We start from the raw sequence: 15,437 nt of genomic DNA, 5'->3' as shown, positions 1-15,437 counted from the left end.
CACCCAAAAACCCTCCCCCCCATTCTTGTGCCCCTGCCAGACCTCAGGAATAAATTGCACGCCGGGGTTCCTATCGTTCAACAGTCGCGACAATGCTGCAAAATCGACATCGCCCTTACCGATTTCAATACCCTCACCATCGATGCCCTTGGCGTCCACGATGTGCATATGCACATTGTAAGGCGCTATCTTGTCGACAAATTCGATCAAATCCCAACCATAGTAATTGCAGGACATCATGGAGTGCGAGACATCCAAACAGATCTTGATCTCGGGGTTGGCCTGGCAAAAAGCTCTAATTTCATCCGCGCAAACAAAAAGATTATGGTAACTCTGTCCACCAAAATGCCAGGGGAACGGCGGCATAGTCTGAATAGCTATTTGCACCCCATCCAGATCGATGGAAGCGAGCGCGTCGGCGATTTTCCTGTATTTTTCTGGCTTCAACACCGGGTCTATAAACCCTTTGCTGTCCCAGCCACCCGCATTGACCACAATCACTGGGCGTTCGGTCTTGGGAAAGAATTCTTTCAACTGGCGAGTGATATTGACGACACGATCCAGTTCTCGGATGGAGTGCTGGCGGTAGTCTTCGTCGTCGGAGCAGAGATCCAGAATATGATCGCCTGCAAATAACTCTGGGCTGTGCACTGCAAAACCGATAGGCTCTTCGCCTTGGAAGAAATCACCCAGATTTACTTCCAGATCCTTATAGGACAGGTGGAATTCCACGAAGTCCAAGTTGGAGTTTTCCACGATTTTTCGATAATCGTGGTAGCGAACCGGAACACCGAAAGGCCGATTAAAACGGTAATCTGCTCTCTTTTCGATGATGCCCTTGATATCCGAATCGAAGAAGAAGCCGCCCTCGTCGATATCCCGATGCGCCACTTTACCGACCAATTCATCGATACGATTGGGTTGAATGCCCTGGCCTGGGCTCTTGATACTGATCATCGAGCGCGTGATGGTCGTGCCCTGCTTGATGGCTGTATTGGCAACCAGGCTCTTGGCCAGGCTTTCGCGATTGAGAAGTTCACCTTGGGTGATTTCCCGAGGTACTTCGTCCGAGCCCAACCCTTCTTCGAGGTTGCGAATCTGCCTGACCATGTCGGCAAACTCGCTAGGCAGCAGACTGACTTTATGGTCAGTTCCCTCAAGCCCCTTATCGACGGTCAAATGCTTTTCTATGACGCAGGCCCCCAACGCGATAGCGGCAACCGGCACACAGATTCCCCGCTCATGTCCGGAGTAGCCCACCAACTTCCCGGTTATTTTCTTCAAACGGGTCAGGTACTTCAGATTGACGTCCTTGAACGGCGTCGGATAGGTGGAGTTACAATGCAGCAAGACATAATCCGCGCCCAATCCATCAAGAAAGGCAACCGTACTTTTGATCTCACCTTCGCTGGACATTCCAGTCGAACACAGGAACGGCTTACCCGTTTTCGCTATCGCCTCAAGCAGTTCATAGTTAGTGAAGTCAGCGGAGGCTACCTTGTAGGCAGGCATTCCATAGGCCTCAAGCGCAGCCAGGGAATCCTGGTCCCAAGGGGTGCACAACGGCAGAACACCTTTTTCTTTGCAGTAATCGAAAATCTCATACAGCTCTTCGTTACTAAGCTGAAACTTAGCGAGGAGATCCATAGTGTATTGCGCGCCCAAATCAGCCGAGGCATCGTCACTGTTGCCTTCGTTTTTATAGAGCTGCTTCACGTTGCGCATCTGGAATTTCGCGCAATCGACACCTGCCGCCACAGCATGATCGACTAACTGCTTTGCCAATGCGATGTCGCCTTGGTGATTGTTACCAATTTCCGCAATGATGAATGAGGGCGACTTCTCTGAAATCTCCCGCTCGGCGATATAAAAACCTTCCGACTTTTGAAAAGCCAATTGAATTAGATGGCCCGCTTCATCCACCACGGGTAAACAGTCAATACCACTATGAAAGTGCGCGATATAGCTATTCTTGTCTGCTCCGAGCAACGCACGTTTGCACGCAGTATTCATTACATCACGTGCAGGGGTAGTGAGATCGATAGTACTGTTGCTGGTCAGCCAACGCCTGATATCTCCATCCGATATACTGCCGAGCAGGACGGCATGTTCTGATACCACAAATGCGATACGGGATTTATTGTCGTTGATCTTTTTCAAAACATCGACGAGGGAATCTTCAGAAAAAACAATATACTTCTGAGTACTCTTAGTAACGTACATTCAATACACCCTCGCCAATTCCAACAAAATGCTTTCGCAGACTTTAAAATCAATCAATGAGTCTATCTCGTACGACTCTTCTTCCGGCGTCAAATACATCCCTACACGCCCACACAATCTATTCCCGCTCTCACGCAAAGCTTCCATCCGCGTAAGATAGAAAGAGCCAGTCTCCATATAGTTTCGTTCACTCTCTGGAATGTCCTGACGCCGTGGCCGCTTCATATAGTCATAGGACGCACGGGGAGACTCCGGCTGCTGCCAAAAGAAGCGATGGGACGATGTTACGGCAACCAAGCTGTCATACGCTCCTTCCTCAAAGAACCGTACGGCGTCATCGAATCGTCCCTTTGCACGTATGGGAGATGTTGCCTGAATCAGCAGAAAATTATCAAAGTGCTGGTGGTTCTCCCTGAGCCAGTCGCAAAAATGCAGCATGGCGCTTTCAGTAGTCGCCGTGTCACCAGAAATTTCAGCCGGCCTCATAAATGGAATCTCAGCTCCATACTCACGAGCGCACTCTGCAATTTCAGGGCAATCTGTCGAAACCACTACTTTATCTATCAGAGCTGACTGCAGTGCTTGCTCAATACTCCAAGCTATAAGCGGCTTACCTGCTATATATTTTATATTCTTCCGTGGGACCCCTTTGGATCCGCCTCTTGCCGGTATAAAAGCGACTGTGGACATACTTAATTCTATCCGTTCAATTTCTGTAAAACTACCGAAAGGCAGCAGGCAGGAGAAAGTGACCACTTTTCACAGCATTTCATCACCACCGCAAATGATGTTCGCCTGCGGTGCGTAACTCGGCCTGCTGAGGCCGCACCCACTCAAGAACTCTACTGACCCTGCACATATTAGCGCCGATGATTACTTTTAAGCATTGGCGCTCGGTTTGCACTCGATACAGCTCATGGGATCGCCTGGAGGCAAGAGATCACTAAGAGTACTGTTCGGGCTCTTCGGCCATGCAGGATGCGCGTAAATTTGGAGCTGATTCAGCTTGAGTTGATAAAAAACGAATAACCACAAAACAGCCCATTACCGGCCAAGCTTGGGCCGTAGACCGTTGATACCGGGATGATTGGTGAGCTGCCGGAACAATACCGCGCATGGTCAAGTACTGGCCGAGAGGGCTCGCCTTCGACCGGAGTGTGGGAGCTTGCCGCTCAGTCATGGCATCCATCCTGTTCGGTCGTATCCCCTGCCCCACCGGTCGTGATTGCGGCAGGCGAGATTTCGTGTTGCTGGTAAAGCTGATGGAACAGGGCGGTCAATGCCTGTTTGGCTTTGGGTTCGCCATGCACGATACGTATCTCGGTCGGCCACTGCCGCATCCCCGTCACAAACTCTACCAAGCCTTTCTGATCCGCATGCGCCGAGTACCCACCTATGCTTGTCACTTTCGCCCGGATTTCGAAGCGCTCGCCGTCCAGATCGACATAGCCGCCGTTGGGCCCAAACTGCTGGATAGCATGGCCAGGAGTGCCGTGGGCCTGGTAGCCGACGAACAGCACGTCGTGCCTGGGATCGTGCAGCATGGCCTTGAGGTAATTGACGATGCGCCCGCCGGAGCACATGCCGTTGCCCGCAATGACGATTGCCGGGCGTGCAGTTTGAGTCAGGTGGTTGACTACAGCAATATGGTCGGCGTGGTTATCGATCATGATCAGATTATCGAAAGCAAGTGGGTTACGGCCGCCTTCGACGCGCTCGCGGGCTTCCTGATTCCAGTATGGCTGCAGGCTTCGATAGGCTTCGGTGAAGCGTGTGGCCAAGGGCGAATCGAGAATGATCGGGAGCTTGGGCCAGTTTGTTTCGAGGCCGTATTCGGAGCTGTCGTTATTGCCCCTCACCCTAGCCCTCTCCCCGGAGGGGAGAGGGGACTGGCTGTGCGGGGCGCTCCCGTTATTTGCAAACTCGCTTCCACCCTCATCAACGTTGAGGGGTGGCTTATTTATATGGGCCTGCAGTTTGCTGTGAATGATCTCTTCCAGCTCGTACAGTAACTCCTGCGTGCGGCCAATGCTGAAGGCTGGAATCAGTACGGTGCCCTGATCCTGCAGGGCATGTTCGATGACGGCTTCTAAACGCTGACGGCGGCTGGCGCGGTCTTCATGCAGGCGGTCGCCGTACGTGCTTTCAAGGACGAGGATATCGGCTCGCTCGGGTGATTCGGGCGGCATCAGTAGTGGCGCATGTGCTGCCCCAAGGTCTCCGGAGAAAACGATGCGCTTGCTTTCGCCACTGGCGGGGTACGTCAGGTCAATTTCCACATAGGCGGAGCCGAGAATATGACCAGCTCGCTGTAGCCGTACACGGGCGATGAGCTCTTCGGTTTCCAGCAGTGTTGACCATCGCTGGTACGGCAACGGCCGCAACCGCTGCTCGACCAGCTTGAGGTAGCGCTCGACGGCTTTTTGATCACGGCTGAAGCCTAGCTTGAAGGCATCTTCAAGAACGATAGGCAGTAGTTTGGCCGAAGGCTCGCTGCAGTAAATCGGGCCTTTGTATCCGGCGGCAAGCAGATAGGGAATTCGCCCCACGTGGTCGATATGCACATGGGTGACGACAAGCGCCTGGACGGTCCTGAGCGAGAACTCGATATCCAGCCGTCCTGTAGCAGCACGCCCATCGCTCGAAGTCTCGTTACCCTGAAACAGGCCGCAATCGATCAGCAAGCTATGGCTGGCATCCATGTGTAGCTGGTGACAGGAACCGGTTACGCCATCCTTAGCGCCGTGGTGTTCGATATCTGGATAGCGCACGGTTATTCCTTTAACGATGTCAACCAACGCACTCGCGACATGCCAGTCACGAGCCACTTAAAAAAATAAGCGGGAATACTACCGTCTTTCGGGGCCGTTGAGGTCTCAACGGCACGCCGACGGATGGATGGTCAGATTGCGGCGACCGGACGGCGAAGGTTGCGTACCAGCGCGACGAACACTCCGAGCATGCCACCCAACACCAGCGCGAGGGCCACGATTAGTGCCTTCTTGGGCTTGATCGGCTGACGAGGCTCAACCGCACGTTGATCAATGGCAACCAGCTTGAGCGAACCAGCATCGAACTGCAGGGAGCGCAGCCTGGCCGCCTCCTCGCGCCAACCGGCCAGGTCTTTTAGGAACAGGTCTTCGTTCTCTCGACTTTGTAAGACCTCGATCTGGCGGTTGTGTTCAAGCAACTTCAGCTCCCGGGCAATCTGTGCAATGCGCGGCTCGGTGAAGTCGTCAGAGCGACGGGCCAAAAGCGCCTTACGCTCGGCTTCCAACGCCTCGCTACCCATGAAATACAAAGGGATCTGCTGGTTGTTGACCTCGGTACGAATTACGCTGCCCTGGCTGGTGATCTCTGGCGCACCAAGGGACGAAGGCGTGGTGGGCTTGCTTATGCCCAGCGAAGTCGCGATTCGAATCGCTTCGTTGAGCTGATTGATGCGGTTATCGCGACGCGTCCGTAGCTGCTGGCGCAGAGCAGCCAACTCATCATTCAACTCTGCACGCTTGAGCGCATCAGCCTCGGTCAGTTTGGCGATCTTGATTTCCTTACTGGCCTCATAGCTGGCACGAGCAGCAGCAATCTTCTTGTCAAGCTGACTAAGCCGGTTTCCGATAAGAGTATCCAGATCAGCCGCTATCTCCTTTTGGACGTTAGTCAGGGAGAAATTCACAAAGCCGTTGACGATCTGAACCCCATCCAGCGCTTCAGGATAGGTGAGCTGGAGGCCGACATACGGGGTCGTCCCTTCGGGCTTCTTTGAATCGGGTTGCAGCAACTTGAAGGCCTCATCGTTGAAGGCTTCAAAAGTCTGCTCAAGTGTTCGCCCTGGCTGCACGAGATCAGCGAAGAGCTGCGGGTGTTCGCGGAAGAAGGCCAGCCGATTCTCGTACGAGTCAAGCGTTGCCCCGACCTGCGCCAGCGCTTGTTTCGGAGACAGCTTGTAAATACCAAGATGATTCAACTCATCGAGATCTTTGATAGCGGCCGGTCGTAGCACGCTTTGAACGGTGTAATAACGAGGTGCCAGCAAAGCGTAGAGCAACCCGAAAAGCGCGCACACCCCAGCTATGCCGCCAATTAGAAGCTTTTGCTTCCATAAAGAGCGAAAGAGTTGGATGAGGTCGACTTCATCAGGCGTTGCCGAAGCAAGGACTTGCGGAGGAGTTACTGCGTTCACTTGAGGTCCGTCTCGCTGAATACGGCGACGCAGAGCGCGCGCCAGGGACTATACCGCAAGCACACGGAAAAGTTCCGTCATGCTGCGGGCCGCCATTTTGCCAGCCAGCTCACAAAAAACAAGTGACCCGCATCAACTTAATTTGGCGATTGTGAGCGCCTATAACATCGTGTTAGCTGCCCGCCGACCTTCAGTTACGCTGCCAGGCAAAGCGTTCAACGCCGTGCCTGGCTCTCGCAGAGGAAAGTAACGCGGCAACTTATGACGCCGATGGGGTTTGCAGCTCGCGGCCGCGATTTGCAAGGCTGCGTACCAAAGCGGCGAATACGCCAAGCATGCCGCCAAGCACAAAGCCCAGCGCGAGAATCAGTGCTTTCTTGGGTTTGATTGGCTTGGACGAATCCAGCGCTGGTTGATCCAGACGAACAAGGCGCAACCGATCGGTATCGAGTTTGATCCCCTTCAAGCGGGCGGCCTCTTCGCGCAATTCAGCGAGATTGGTCAGGTAGAGGTCTTCACCCTCTCGCTCTCTGAGAATTTCCACTTCGCGATTGTTTTCTAGCATTGCGAGCTCGGATTGGATCTCGGCGATTCGAGGCTCGATGAAGTCATCCGACTTGCGACTCGCGAGGGCATCACGCTCCGCGGATAGTGCTTCTGTTCCCATGAAATACAGCGGGGTTTCCCGACTGTTTACCTCCGTCCGAATAACTTGCGCGCCGCCTCTGGCCGAGTCGGACATTGCAGACGGGCTTGTGGGCTTACGAATACTCAACGACTCGGCTATGGATATCGCCTCAGTCAACTCCTGAATTCGGTTGTTCCGTCGAGTTTTGAGTTCCTCGCGCAGAGCAGCGAGCTCGTCCTGAAGCTGGGCCCGCTTCAGCGCGTTCTCTTCGAGCAGGGACGCAATCTTCGCCTCCTTGGAGGCTTCATAGTTTGCACGCTGCGCCTCGATATTCATCTCCAGGCTGGCCAGACGATTGTTGACCAGGCTTTCCACATCCTCAGCGATTTCGCGGCGCTCCAGCTCCAACACATAAGCGACAAAGCCATTTACTACCGAAGCACCAGCGACACCCTCGGGGTAAGTCAGCCTCAGACCCACGAACGCGCTGCGGTTCTCCGTACGCTTCGGGTCAGGGAACAGCATCTCAAACGCTTCCTCATTGAACTCAGCGAATGCCTGCTCTGATTGCTCGCCCCGCTCGGTGAGATTCGGAAACAGCTCCTGATTGTTCATGAAGAATTCCAGGCGGTTGTCATAAGACGACAATCCGCCAGCCACGCGATTTATGGCCTCTTCCGGAGTGAGCTTGTAGATGCCCGTTTCGTTGAGCTGATCTAGATTGCTCTGCGGCACTGGACGAAGATAAGTTCGAACTTGAAAGTATGGCGTCGCCAGGAAGGCATACAGGGCCGCCAGCACTGTGGTGAGAAGCGTGACGCCGATGATTAGAATCTTCTGGCGCCAAAGCGCGCGGAACAGCTCGACCAGGTCGATCTCATCGTTGGGCGAAGTAGGTTGCTGCACGGTCATCCGAAATCCTTGTTATGTGTGCTCTTCACTGCGGAGCAAGCGAACCGGATTTTGTACGTACAAACCGCAAAAAGTTCAGCCGAATGATGGCTTTTAACAACTATTTAGGCTGATGCCTCGCTGCTACAGGGAGAGCTAGCCTAGCCGCTTATCAGTCCTCCTCATTCACCCGATCCCGCAACTCCTTCCCTGGCTTGAAATGCGGGACGAATTTTCCGTCAAGGCTGACGGATTGGCCGGTTTTGGGATTGCGGCCTACGCGGGGGGCGCGGTAGTGCAGGGAAAAGCTACCAAAGCCGCGGATCTCGATCCGGTCGCCAGTGGCCAGAGCCTGAGCCATTTGCTCAAGCATGGTCTTGATGGCCAGCTCGACATCCTTCGACGAAAGCAGCCCCTGCTGGGTGACGATTCGCTCGATCAACTCCGACTTGGTCATGGTTTTCCCTTCGTTTTCAAGCGGCTAGATCATTCGGGTTGCGGTCGTTTGTAGCATGTTGTTCAGAGTTTGAACAGCCCGAGCGGGATTGACGAGCAAGGAGTGCTTCGTCTATCGGAGCACGACACGGAATGCAAAGGGACGGATGAGTAACTAGTCCTTGGCGTGATCGATGGAAAGCAAGAGCCGAGGTGGATCTTTCTTTGGGCAATAAAAAAGGCGGGCTAATAAGCCCGCCTTTCGTTTAGCCAACTACCGATCAATCCTCGCGATAGCGACGCAGCTTGAGCTGCTTGCCACCGACGCGGGTGTCCTTGAGTTTGCCAAGCAAGCGTTCGAGACCGTCTTCCGGAAGCTCGACCAGGCTGAAGCTGTCGCGCACCTGGATGCGGCCGATGGCTTCGCGGGCCAGGCCGCCTTCGTTGAGGATGGCGCCGAGCAGGTTGCGGGCAGCGATGCCGTCACGCGCTCCAAGCGGCGTACGGCAGCGGGCGCGGCCTTCGGCCAGCGGGACCGGAGCGCGACGCTCGCGATCACCACTACGCTCAGGACGATCCGAACGCTCGGTGCGCTCGCGCGGGCTGCTGGTCGGAACCAACGGCTGCTCTCTTTCCACCTCGGCCAGGGTCAGAGCCTGACCATTGGTGGCCTTGCGCAACAGCGCAGCGGCCAGAGCACGTGGGCTGCAACCGATGTCGGCGACCAGCTTGTCGAGCAACTCGCCATGGGTGGCTTCGGCATCGGCAACCAGCGGCGCGAGGCTGTTAGTGAGTTTCTTGATGCGGGCGTCCAGCACCTGCTGCGCATTCGGCAGACGGGCTTCAGCGACCTTCTGGTTGGTCACGCGCTCGATAACCTGCAGCATGCGACGCTCACGCGGGGTGACCAGCAGCAGCGCACGGCCTTCACGACCGGCACGGCCGGTACGACCGATGCGGTGTACGTAGGACTCCGGATCGTAGGGCATGTCCACGTTGAATACGTGCGTGATGCGCGCCACGTCGAGACCGCGGGCAGCGACGTCGGTGGCGACGACGATGTCCAGGCGGCCATCCTTGAGCGATTCGATGACGCGCTCACGCTGATTCTGGGCGATATCGCCGTTCAGCGCAGCGGCCTTGTAGCCCTTGGCTTCCAGCGCGGCGGCCAGATCCAGCGTGGCTTGCTTGGTCCGCACAAACGCGATCAGGGCGTCGAAATCCTCGACTTCCAGCAGGCGCAGCACCGCCTGGATCTTCTGGTCGGCATGGACCATCAGGTGTGCCTGCTCGATGCGAGCGACGGTCTGGGTCTTGGCAGCGATCTTGATGTGCTGCGGCTCGCGCAGGTGCTTCTCGGCAATCGCGCGGATGGAATGCGGCAGCGTGGCGGAGAACAACACGCTCTGGCGGCTTTCCGGCATAGCCTCGAAGATCACTTCGAGGTCATCCATGAAGCCCAGCTTGAGCATTTCATCGGCTTCGTCGAGAACCAGGAAGCGAATGGTAGACAGCAGGCCGCTGTTGCGACTCAGGTGGTCGACCAGACGGCCCGGGGTCGCGACGATGACCTGCGCGCCCTGGCGGATGGCCTTGAGCTGCGGGCCCATGGGTGCGCCACCGTAGACCGCGACGACGGTCAGGCCAGGCATCTGCTTGGAATAGGTTTCGAATGCAGTGGCGACCTGCAGCGCCAGTTCGCGAGTCGGCGCGAGGATCAGTGCCTGCACTTCCTTACGAGCGGGATCGATCTTGGACAGGATCGGCAGCGCAAAGGCCGCGGTCTTGCCGGTACCGGTCTGCGCCTGGCCGATCATGTCGTGACCGCCAAGGATCACCGGGATCGCCTGAGATTGAATAGGGGATGGTTCTTCGTAGCCGACTGCGCTGATGGCAGCCAGAACAGCGGAGTGAATACCGAGTGCGGCAAAGCCGCCGATTTCCTGGGTCATGGGTCTTGTCTCTGATGCTCCGCAAGACCCATTGTTCCGAAGCTGCGCATGCCGTGCAAAACCCGAAGGTCACCCTGGCAGCCTGGTCGGCGGGGTTGCGAAAACGTATGAATGATGAATCGTCAAGGATAGCCCGCTCGAAGCGGACAGCAGCCGAAGCAGTGCTTCGTGTGTTGCAGTACCTGAACGCAGGCTGGGTTTCAGCCGGCACGTACTATACCGGATTAACGTGAAGCTGTGCGGGTATTTTGCGCTGGCGGTTGGGCTGCCGGGCGCGCCGTTGGCCAGCAAGCTCCGCCGCGTGGCTCGCCTGCACCGAGCCAGGTGCACAGCAGCGGCACCGTGGCAGGTCTCGTCCTCGCGGCGGGCTCACTTTCAGGCAGCCTCGCTATTGGCGGCGCTGACGCGGAAGCGGCCGACCAATTGGTGCAGCTTGCCAGCCGTATGACGAACACGCTCAGCGCTGTCCTGCAGCACGCCGAGGGTCTGCCCCATCTCATTGGAGGCCTGGTCGACGCCACGGATGGTCTGACCGTAATGCAGGCTGCGCTCGTTCAGCCCCTTGATGATGTCGAACATGCGCTCGACGGTGTGATGCAGATGCACATTCTCCGAGGATGCCTCCTCGGTCAGGCGCAGGCTGCTGTCGACATTCTGGACGCCACCCTCCATGAACGACACCGCCTGGCGCGTTTCCGCCTGCAGGCTCTCGACCTTGTGCCGAATGTCCTCTGCCGCCTTGGCCGTACGTTGCGCCAGTGAGCGGACCTCACCCGCCACCACGGCGAAGCCGCGACCATGGTCCCCTGCCCTGGCCGCCTCGATTGCCGCGTTCAGTGCCAGCAGATTGGTCTGCGTAGTGATGTCGCTGATCAGCCCGACGATCTCATCGATCTCGCCCATGCGGCTGTCGAGCAGCTGAACGCTCTGAGCCGAGCGCTGCACCACATCACGGATCGATTCGGTACCGTTACGCACGGTGTCGAAACGCTCGCGGGCACGCTGCATCACCTCGTCCATGGCGCCCTTCATTTCCTCGGCGGTCATCGATGCCTGCTGAATTTCGCCAAGTTGCTCCTCCACCAGCAGCAACAATTGATGGATCGATTCGGCCACATCGCTGGTGGTCTGCCCCGCTTCGCTGCTGCGTTCGAGCATCAGCTCGTTGTCCTGACGAACGTGTTTCGAGACCTGGATCACCTGGCCGACCACACCGTCCAGGCTGTCGATGAAACTGTTGATCCAGCGCCCCATGTCGCCACTCTCATCTCGCTGCATGGTGCTGCTGTCGACCCTTTGGCGCAGATTGCCCTCGCCTTCGGCCAGCGTACGAATCACTTCGGTCATCTCCTGCATGCGCGCAGCCAGCCGTCGCGGACCGAAGGACGCGAACGCCCAGGCCCCCAGCAGGAGCAGCAAACCGTTGACCAGGTGCAGCGCGGTGGTGGGCAGACCGCTGAACTCCTGCAGCAGACTGCCGATGGCGAACAGCGTGGTCACCGTGAGCAGATACGTCTTCATCAGCCCGACGCTCAGCGAACGGCGACGATAGACCTCCTCCAGATCCGCCTCGCACATCATCCCCCAACGGTCTGGCGAGCCTTGCAGCTGAAAGGTAACGCCCTTGCCGATGACCGGAATGTGTCGGTAGTCCGAGTAGCCGGGATAGGTGACGAACAGGTTGGCACCCTTGGCGATCGTCTCCCGCACACCAGGATGCAACTGGCCGGTGGCCGGATCGGTAAAACGCAATTCCAGCTCGGTATGCTGCTGCACGCGCACCGTTCCCCAGCGCGTGTGCACACCGCTTTTCAAGTTCTCGCCGTGGCTGAAGGTGGCATCTTCGAAGCGCGAGCGTGACAGCGCCGTGCCGGTCTGAACACTGCTGTCGAAGCGCGACTCCACCATGAACAGGTAGTTGTCACCCGATTCCGGGTAGACGTGGCCCGCCTCGCGCTGGATGAGGTCACCGATCACATCATTGGGCACCCGCGCGCAGATGCAGCCGAGACACTTACCGCCAACATGCACCGGCTGATAGAACATCAGGGTGACCGCATCATGGAAGCGCGACGTGCTCGCGCCCAGGCGCTGGGTCAGCGGATCACGGTAAGGCCCATGCAGGAACGGATCACTCATCCCGCGCGCTACCGCTCGGCCATCAAGATCCTGCTGCCCGATATGAGCCGCGCAGGTGGATGCCAGCACGCGGCCTTGCGGGTCGATGACGAACAGCTCGGAAATATCCGGCAGCTGTGCCCGTTTCCCCTCCAGCACATCGCTAGCGACGTGGCCAACGGCTTCGCCCAGGTTGGCGGCCAGGTCCGCCAGATGACCCCAGTGACTGGCGACCCAGTTCTGCAGGATGCGCACCCGTGACTGCGCAACGCCCTCGAAGACCTGCTCCACCACGGGATACACGCCACGATTCAACCAGCACGACCAGCGCATCGACAGCTTGCCGGTTGGCCCCGACCACGGAAGCCAATGGCGCTCGCTAGCGGACAGATGCATCAGATTGCTTTGAAGATGAGGCACGGGCGATTCCTTACTGCCGACAAAATATGCTGGCGTTTTGCAATTAGCAGACCAGCCATGCCGTCACGTTTGCTCATCAGCGCGGCAAGACACAGCGCTCCAGCATTGATTAACTGCTGGCTTCGTGGGACCCAGATATTGAGTGGGACGAGTGAGGCCCCGCGATAGAGCCGCGCGTCGCGCTTTTCCGTGCGGGACGGCGCCGGTCAGTACGCACCGATATGGAACAGCCACAAACCTTCACTACCGTCGACGCACCCGTTCGGTGCAGAGTTAGCTCGCGGGCCGCAGTGCCGCAATCAACGAATCCAGCGAATAGCCCAAGCGCGGTGCCAACACTTCGGCCCGCTGGCGCAGCCCGGTCATGTCCAGCTGCTGATCGAGATCCGCTGGCACCAGCAGCACCACGTTGCCCTCCTTCACGGGGCACTCCCAGTAATGCCGATGATAGAGGCCACGCAGCAGCGCCGCGCCCAACGGGCGATCGTCATCGGTGCCCCACTGATTGATGATCAGCCAGCCGCCCGGATTGAGTTTTTCCTGACAGCGCTTGAGGAACGACCAGGCCAGATGCGCGGCATCCGGGCCTGCATCGTTGTACAGGTCGACGAAGATCAGATCGGAACTCTCGGCGGTATCCAGCAACTCGGTGGCATCGCCGATGCGGATATACAGCCGCGAGTCGTTCTGCAAGCCGAGGTACTGCATCGCAAGCTCCGGCACCGCTGGCCGCAGCTCAATGACCTCGACGTCCTCCAGCGGCAGGAACTGCAGACAGGCCTGGGTCAGGTTGCCGGCACCAAGACCTAGAAACAGTGCGGTTTCCGGTTCTGCATGACAAAGCCCACCGAGCAGCATCGCGCGGGTGTAATCGTATTCAAGCCAGGCAGGATCGGCGGTGAATACGCAGCTTTGTTCGACCGCCGCGCCAAACTCGAGAAAACGGTAGTCGCCCACCTCGAGTACGCGAATCAGCCCGAAAGCGTCATGCACTTCGGCGAGCAGACGTTCCTCTTTGTCCATCAATGTGCTCCGCAGCTATCCGATCACCAGCGTGTCGGCGAACGCATCTTACGCAGCCCCATAGGCCATCGCTATCTCCGGGGCCCGGGCGCTTCAGGTAAAATCGCCGCACTTTTATCAGTTGGAACGATCATGAACGACGCCTGGAGCCCCGATAGCTGGAGAAGCAAGCCGATCCAGCAGCAGCCCGAATACCCGGATGCCGAACACCTCTCGCGCGTTGAACGCACCCTGGCCGGCTTGCCACCGCTGGTCTTCGCCGGCGAAGCACGGGAGCTAAAACGGCAGTTCGCCGAGGTGACCCAGGGCCGCGCGTTCCTGTTGCAGGGCGGCGATTGCGCCGAGAGTTTCGCCGAATTCTCGGCCACCAAGATTCGCGACACCTTCAAGGTGCTGCTGCAGATGGCGATCGTCATGACTTTCGCGGCCGGCTGTCCGGTGGTAAAGGTCGGGCGCATGGCCGGCCAGTTCGCCAAGCCCCGTTCGGCCGGCGACGAAACCGTCGATGGCGTGACGCTGCCGGCTTACCGGGGCGATATCGTCAATGGCATCGACTTCAACGCGCAAAGCCGCGTGCCGGACCCGGAGCGTCTGCTGCAGGCCTACCATCAGTCCACCTCCAGCCTGAACCTGCTGCGTGCATTCGCCCAGGGCGGTTTCGCCGACCTGCACCAGGTGCATCAGTGGAACCTGGACTTCATCGCTAACTCCCTGCTGGCCGAGAAGTACCACCAGCTCGGCGCACGCATCGACGAAACGCTGAAATTCATGCGCGCATGCGGCCTGGATGGCGCGCCACAGTTGCGCGAGACCAGCTTTTTCACGGCTCACGAGGCACTGTTGCTGAACTACGAGCAGGCGTTCGTCCGCCAGGACAGCCTCAGCGGCGGCTGGTACGACTGCTCCGCGCATATGCTGTGGATCGGTGACCGCACCCGTCAGCTCGACGGCGCGCATGTCGAATTCCTGCGCGGAGTGGGCAATCCCATCGGCGTGAAGGTCGGCCCGAGCATGGACAGCGAGGAGCTGATCCGCCTGATCGACATCCTCAACCCGCAGAACGACCCCGGTCGCCTGAACCTGATCGTGCGCATGGGCGCCGACAAGGTCGAAGCCGGTCTGCCGCGACTGGTGCGTGCGGTGCAGAACGAAGGTCGCCATGTGCTCTGGAGTTCCGACCCGATGCATGGCAACACCATCAAGGCGTCCAGCGGCTACAAGACGCGGGACTTCGAGAAGGTGCTCGCCGAAGTGCGTCAGTTCTTCGATGTGCATCGTGCCGAGGGCAGCTACCCCGGCGGGATTCATATCGAGATGACCGGCCAGAACGTCACCGAATGCATCGGCGGTTCGCGGCCGATCACCGAAGCCAGCCTCAGCGATCGCTATCACACCCAGTGCGACCCGCGGTTAAACGCCGATCAGTCGCTGGAAATGGCGTTCATGATCGCGGAAACCCTGAAGCAACTGCGGCCCAACTGATGGCGAGGTAGAAGCCGCAGGCTGCCGGTCACGGTGCGCGACACTTGTCGCGCACCGATCGGCAAGTGAAAGGGCATAAAAA

The 15,437-nt window shown here is 57.9% G+C and carries 10 protein-coding genes; 1 reads left to right on the top strand and 9 read right to left on the bottom strand.

Annotated features, from left to right (window positions below; genetic code table 11):
- The 9 genes from LO50_RS18695 to LO50_RS18655 form a co-directional block, all read right to left on the bottom strand.
- The coding region (locus tag LO50_RS18695; RefSeq protein WP_044315949.1) for an N-acetylneuraminate synthase family protein at positions 1–2,223 on the bottom strand (2,223 nt) is incomplete at its 3' end.
- On the bottom strand, positions 2,224–2,979 hold the full coding sequence (locus LO50_RS18690; protein ID WP_236690606.1) for an acylneuraminate cytidylyltransferase family protein: 756 nt from the start codon (positions 2,977–2,979) through the stop codon (positions 2,224–2,226).
- A 416-nt stretch (positions 2,980–3,395) separates the two neighbouring features.
- On the bottom strand, positions 3,396–4,994 hold the full coding sequence (locus LO50_RS18685; RefSeq protein WP_044315947.1) for an MBL fold metallo-hydrolase RNA specificity domain-containing protein: 1,599 nt from the start codon (positions 4,992–4,994) through the stop codon (positions 3,396–3,398).
- 131 nt (positions 4,995–5,125) lie between these two features.
- Positions 5,126–6,406: a Wzz/FepE/Etk N-terminal domain-containing protein gene (locus LO50_RS18680; RefSeq protein ID WP_044315946.1), complete on the bottom strand. Its 1,281-nt coding sequence runs from the start codon at positions 6,404–6,406 to the stop codon at positions 5,126–5,128.
- 259 nt (positions 6,407–6,665) lie between these two features.
- Positions 6,666–7,946: an LPS O-antigen chain length determinant protein WzzB gene (locus tag LO50_RS18675; RefSeq protein ID WP_044315945.1), complete on the bottom strand. Its 1,281-nt coding sequence runs from the start codon at positions 7,944–7,946 to the stop codon at positions 6,666–6,668.
- A 151-nt stretch (positions 7,947–8,097) separates the two neighbouring features.
- Positions 8,098–8,382, bottom strand: a complete 285-nt coding sequence (gene ihfB, locus LO50_RS18670; RefSeq protein WP_015276650.1) for an integration host factor subunit beta — start codon at positions 8,380–8,382, stop codon at positions 8,098–8,100.
- A gap of 259 nt (positions 8,383–8,641) precedes the next feature.
- Entirely contained in the window at positions 8,642–10,312 is a 1,671-nt protein-coding gene (locus LO50_RS18665; RefSeq protein ID WP_044315944.1) for a DEAD/DEAH box helicase, read from the bottom strand.
- A gap of 375 nt (positions 10,313–10,687) precedes the next feature.
- Positions 10,688–12,850 (bottom strand): methyl-accepting chemotaxis protein, encoded by a 2,163-nt coding sequence (locus LO50_RS18660; protein WP_152623992.1) that lies wholly within the window; start codon positions 12,848–12,850, stop codon positions 10,688–10,690.
- Positions 12,851–13,123: 273 nt separating this feature from the next.
- Positions 13,124–13,873 (bottom strand): spermidine synthase, encoded by a 750-nt coding sequence (locus LO50_RS18655; protein WP_023444991.1) that lies wholly within the window; start codon positions 13,871–13,873, stop codon positions 13,124–13,126.
- A gap of 132 nt (positions 13,874–14,005) precedes the next feature.
- Between LO50_RS18655 and LO50_RS18650 the strand changes: the two genes are divergently transcribed.
- Complete coding sequence (locus LO50_RS18650; RefSeq protein ID WP_003299507.1) at positions 14,006–15,355, top strand: class II 3-deoxy-7-phosphoheptulonate synthase; 1,350 nt, start codon at positions 14,006–14,008, stop codon at positions 15,353–15,355.
- Positions 15,356–15,437: the final 82 nt, after the last annotated feature.

The organism is Stutzerimonas stutzeri (assembly GCF_000935215.1).
Taxonomy (GTDB): domain Bacteria; phylum Pseudomonadota; class Gammaproteobacteria; order Pseudomonadales; family Pseudomonadaceae; genus Stutzerimonas.
The sequence above is the reverse complement of the archived record's forward strand: the minus strand, read 5'-3'. Positions and strand labels throughout refer to the sequence as shown.

Bases quoted from the DNA above. Each gene is read 5' to 3' on its own strand.
- ihfB (WP_015276650.1), bottom strand. From the start codon at position 8,382: ATGACCAAGTCGGAGTTGATCGAGCGAATCGTCACCCAGCAGGGGCTG.
- LO50_RS18675 (WP_044315945.1), bottom strand. From the start codon at position 7,946: ATGACCGTGCAGCAACCTACTTCGCCCAACGATGAGATCGACCTGGTC.
- LO50_RS18665 (WP_044315944.1), bottom strand. From the start codon at position 10,312: ATGACCCAGGAAATCGGCGGCTTTGCCGCACTCGGTATTCACTCCGCT.
- LO50_RS18650 (WP_003299507.1), top strand. From the start codon at position 14,006: ATGAACGACGCCTGGAGCCCCGATAGCTGGAGAAGCAAGCCGATCCAG.
- LO50_RS18655 (WP_023444991.1), bottom strand. From the start codon at position 13,873: ATGGACAAAGAGGAACGTCTGCTCGCCGAAGTGCATGACGCTTTCGGG.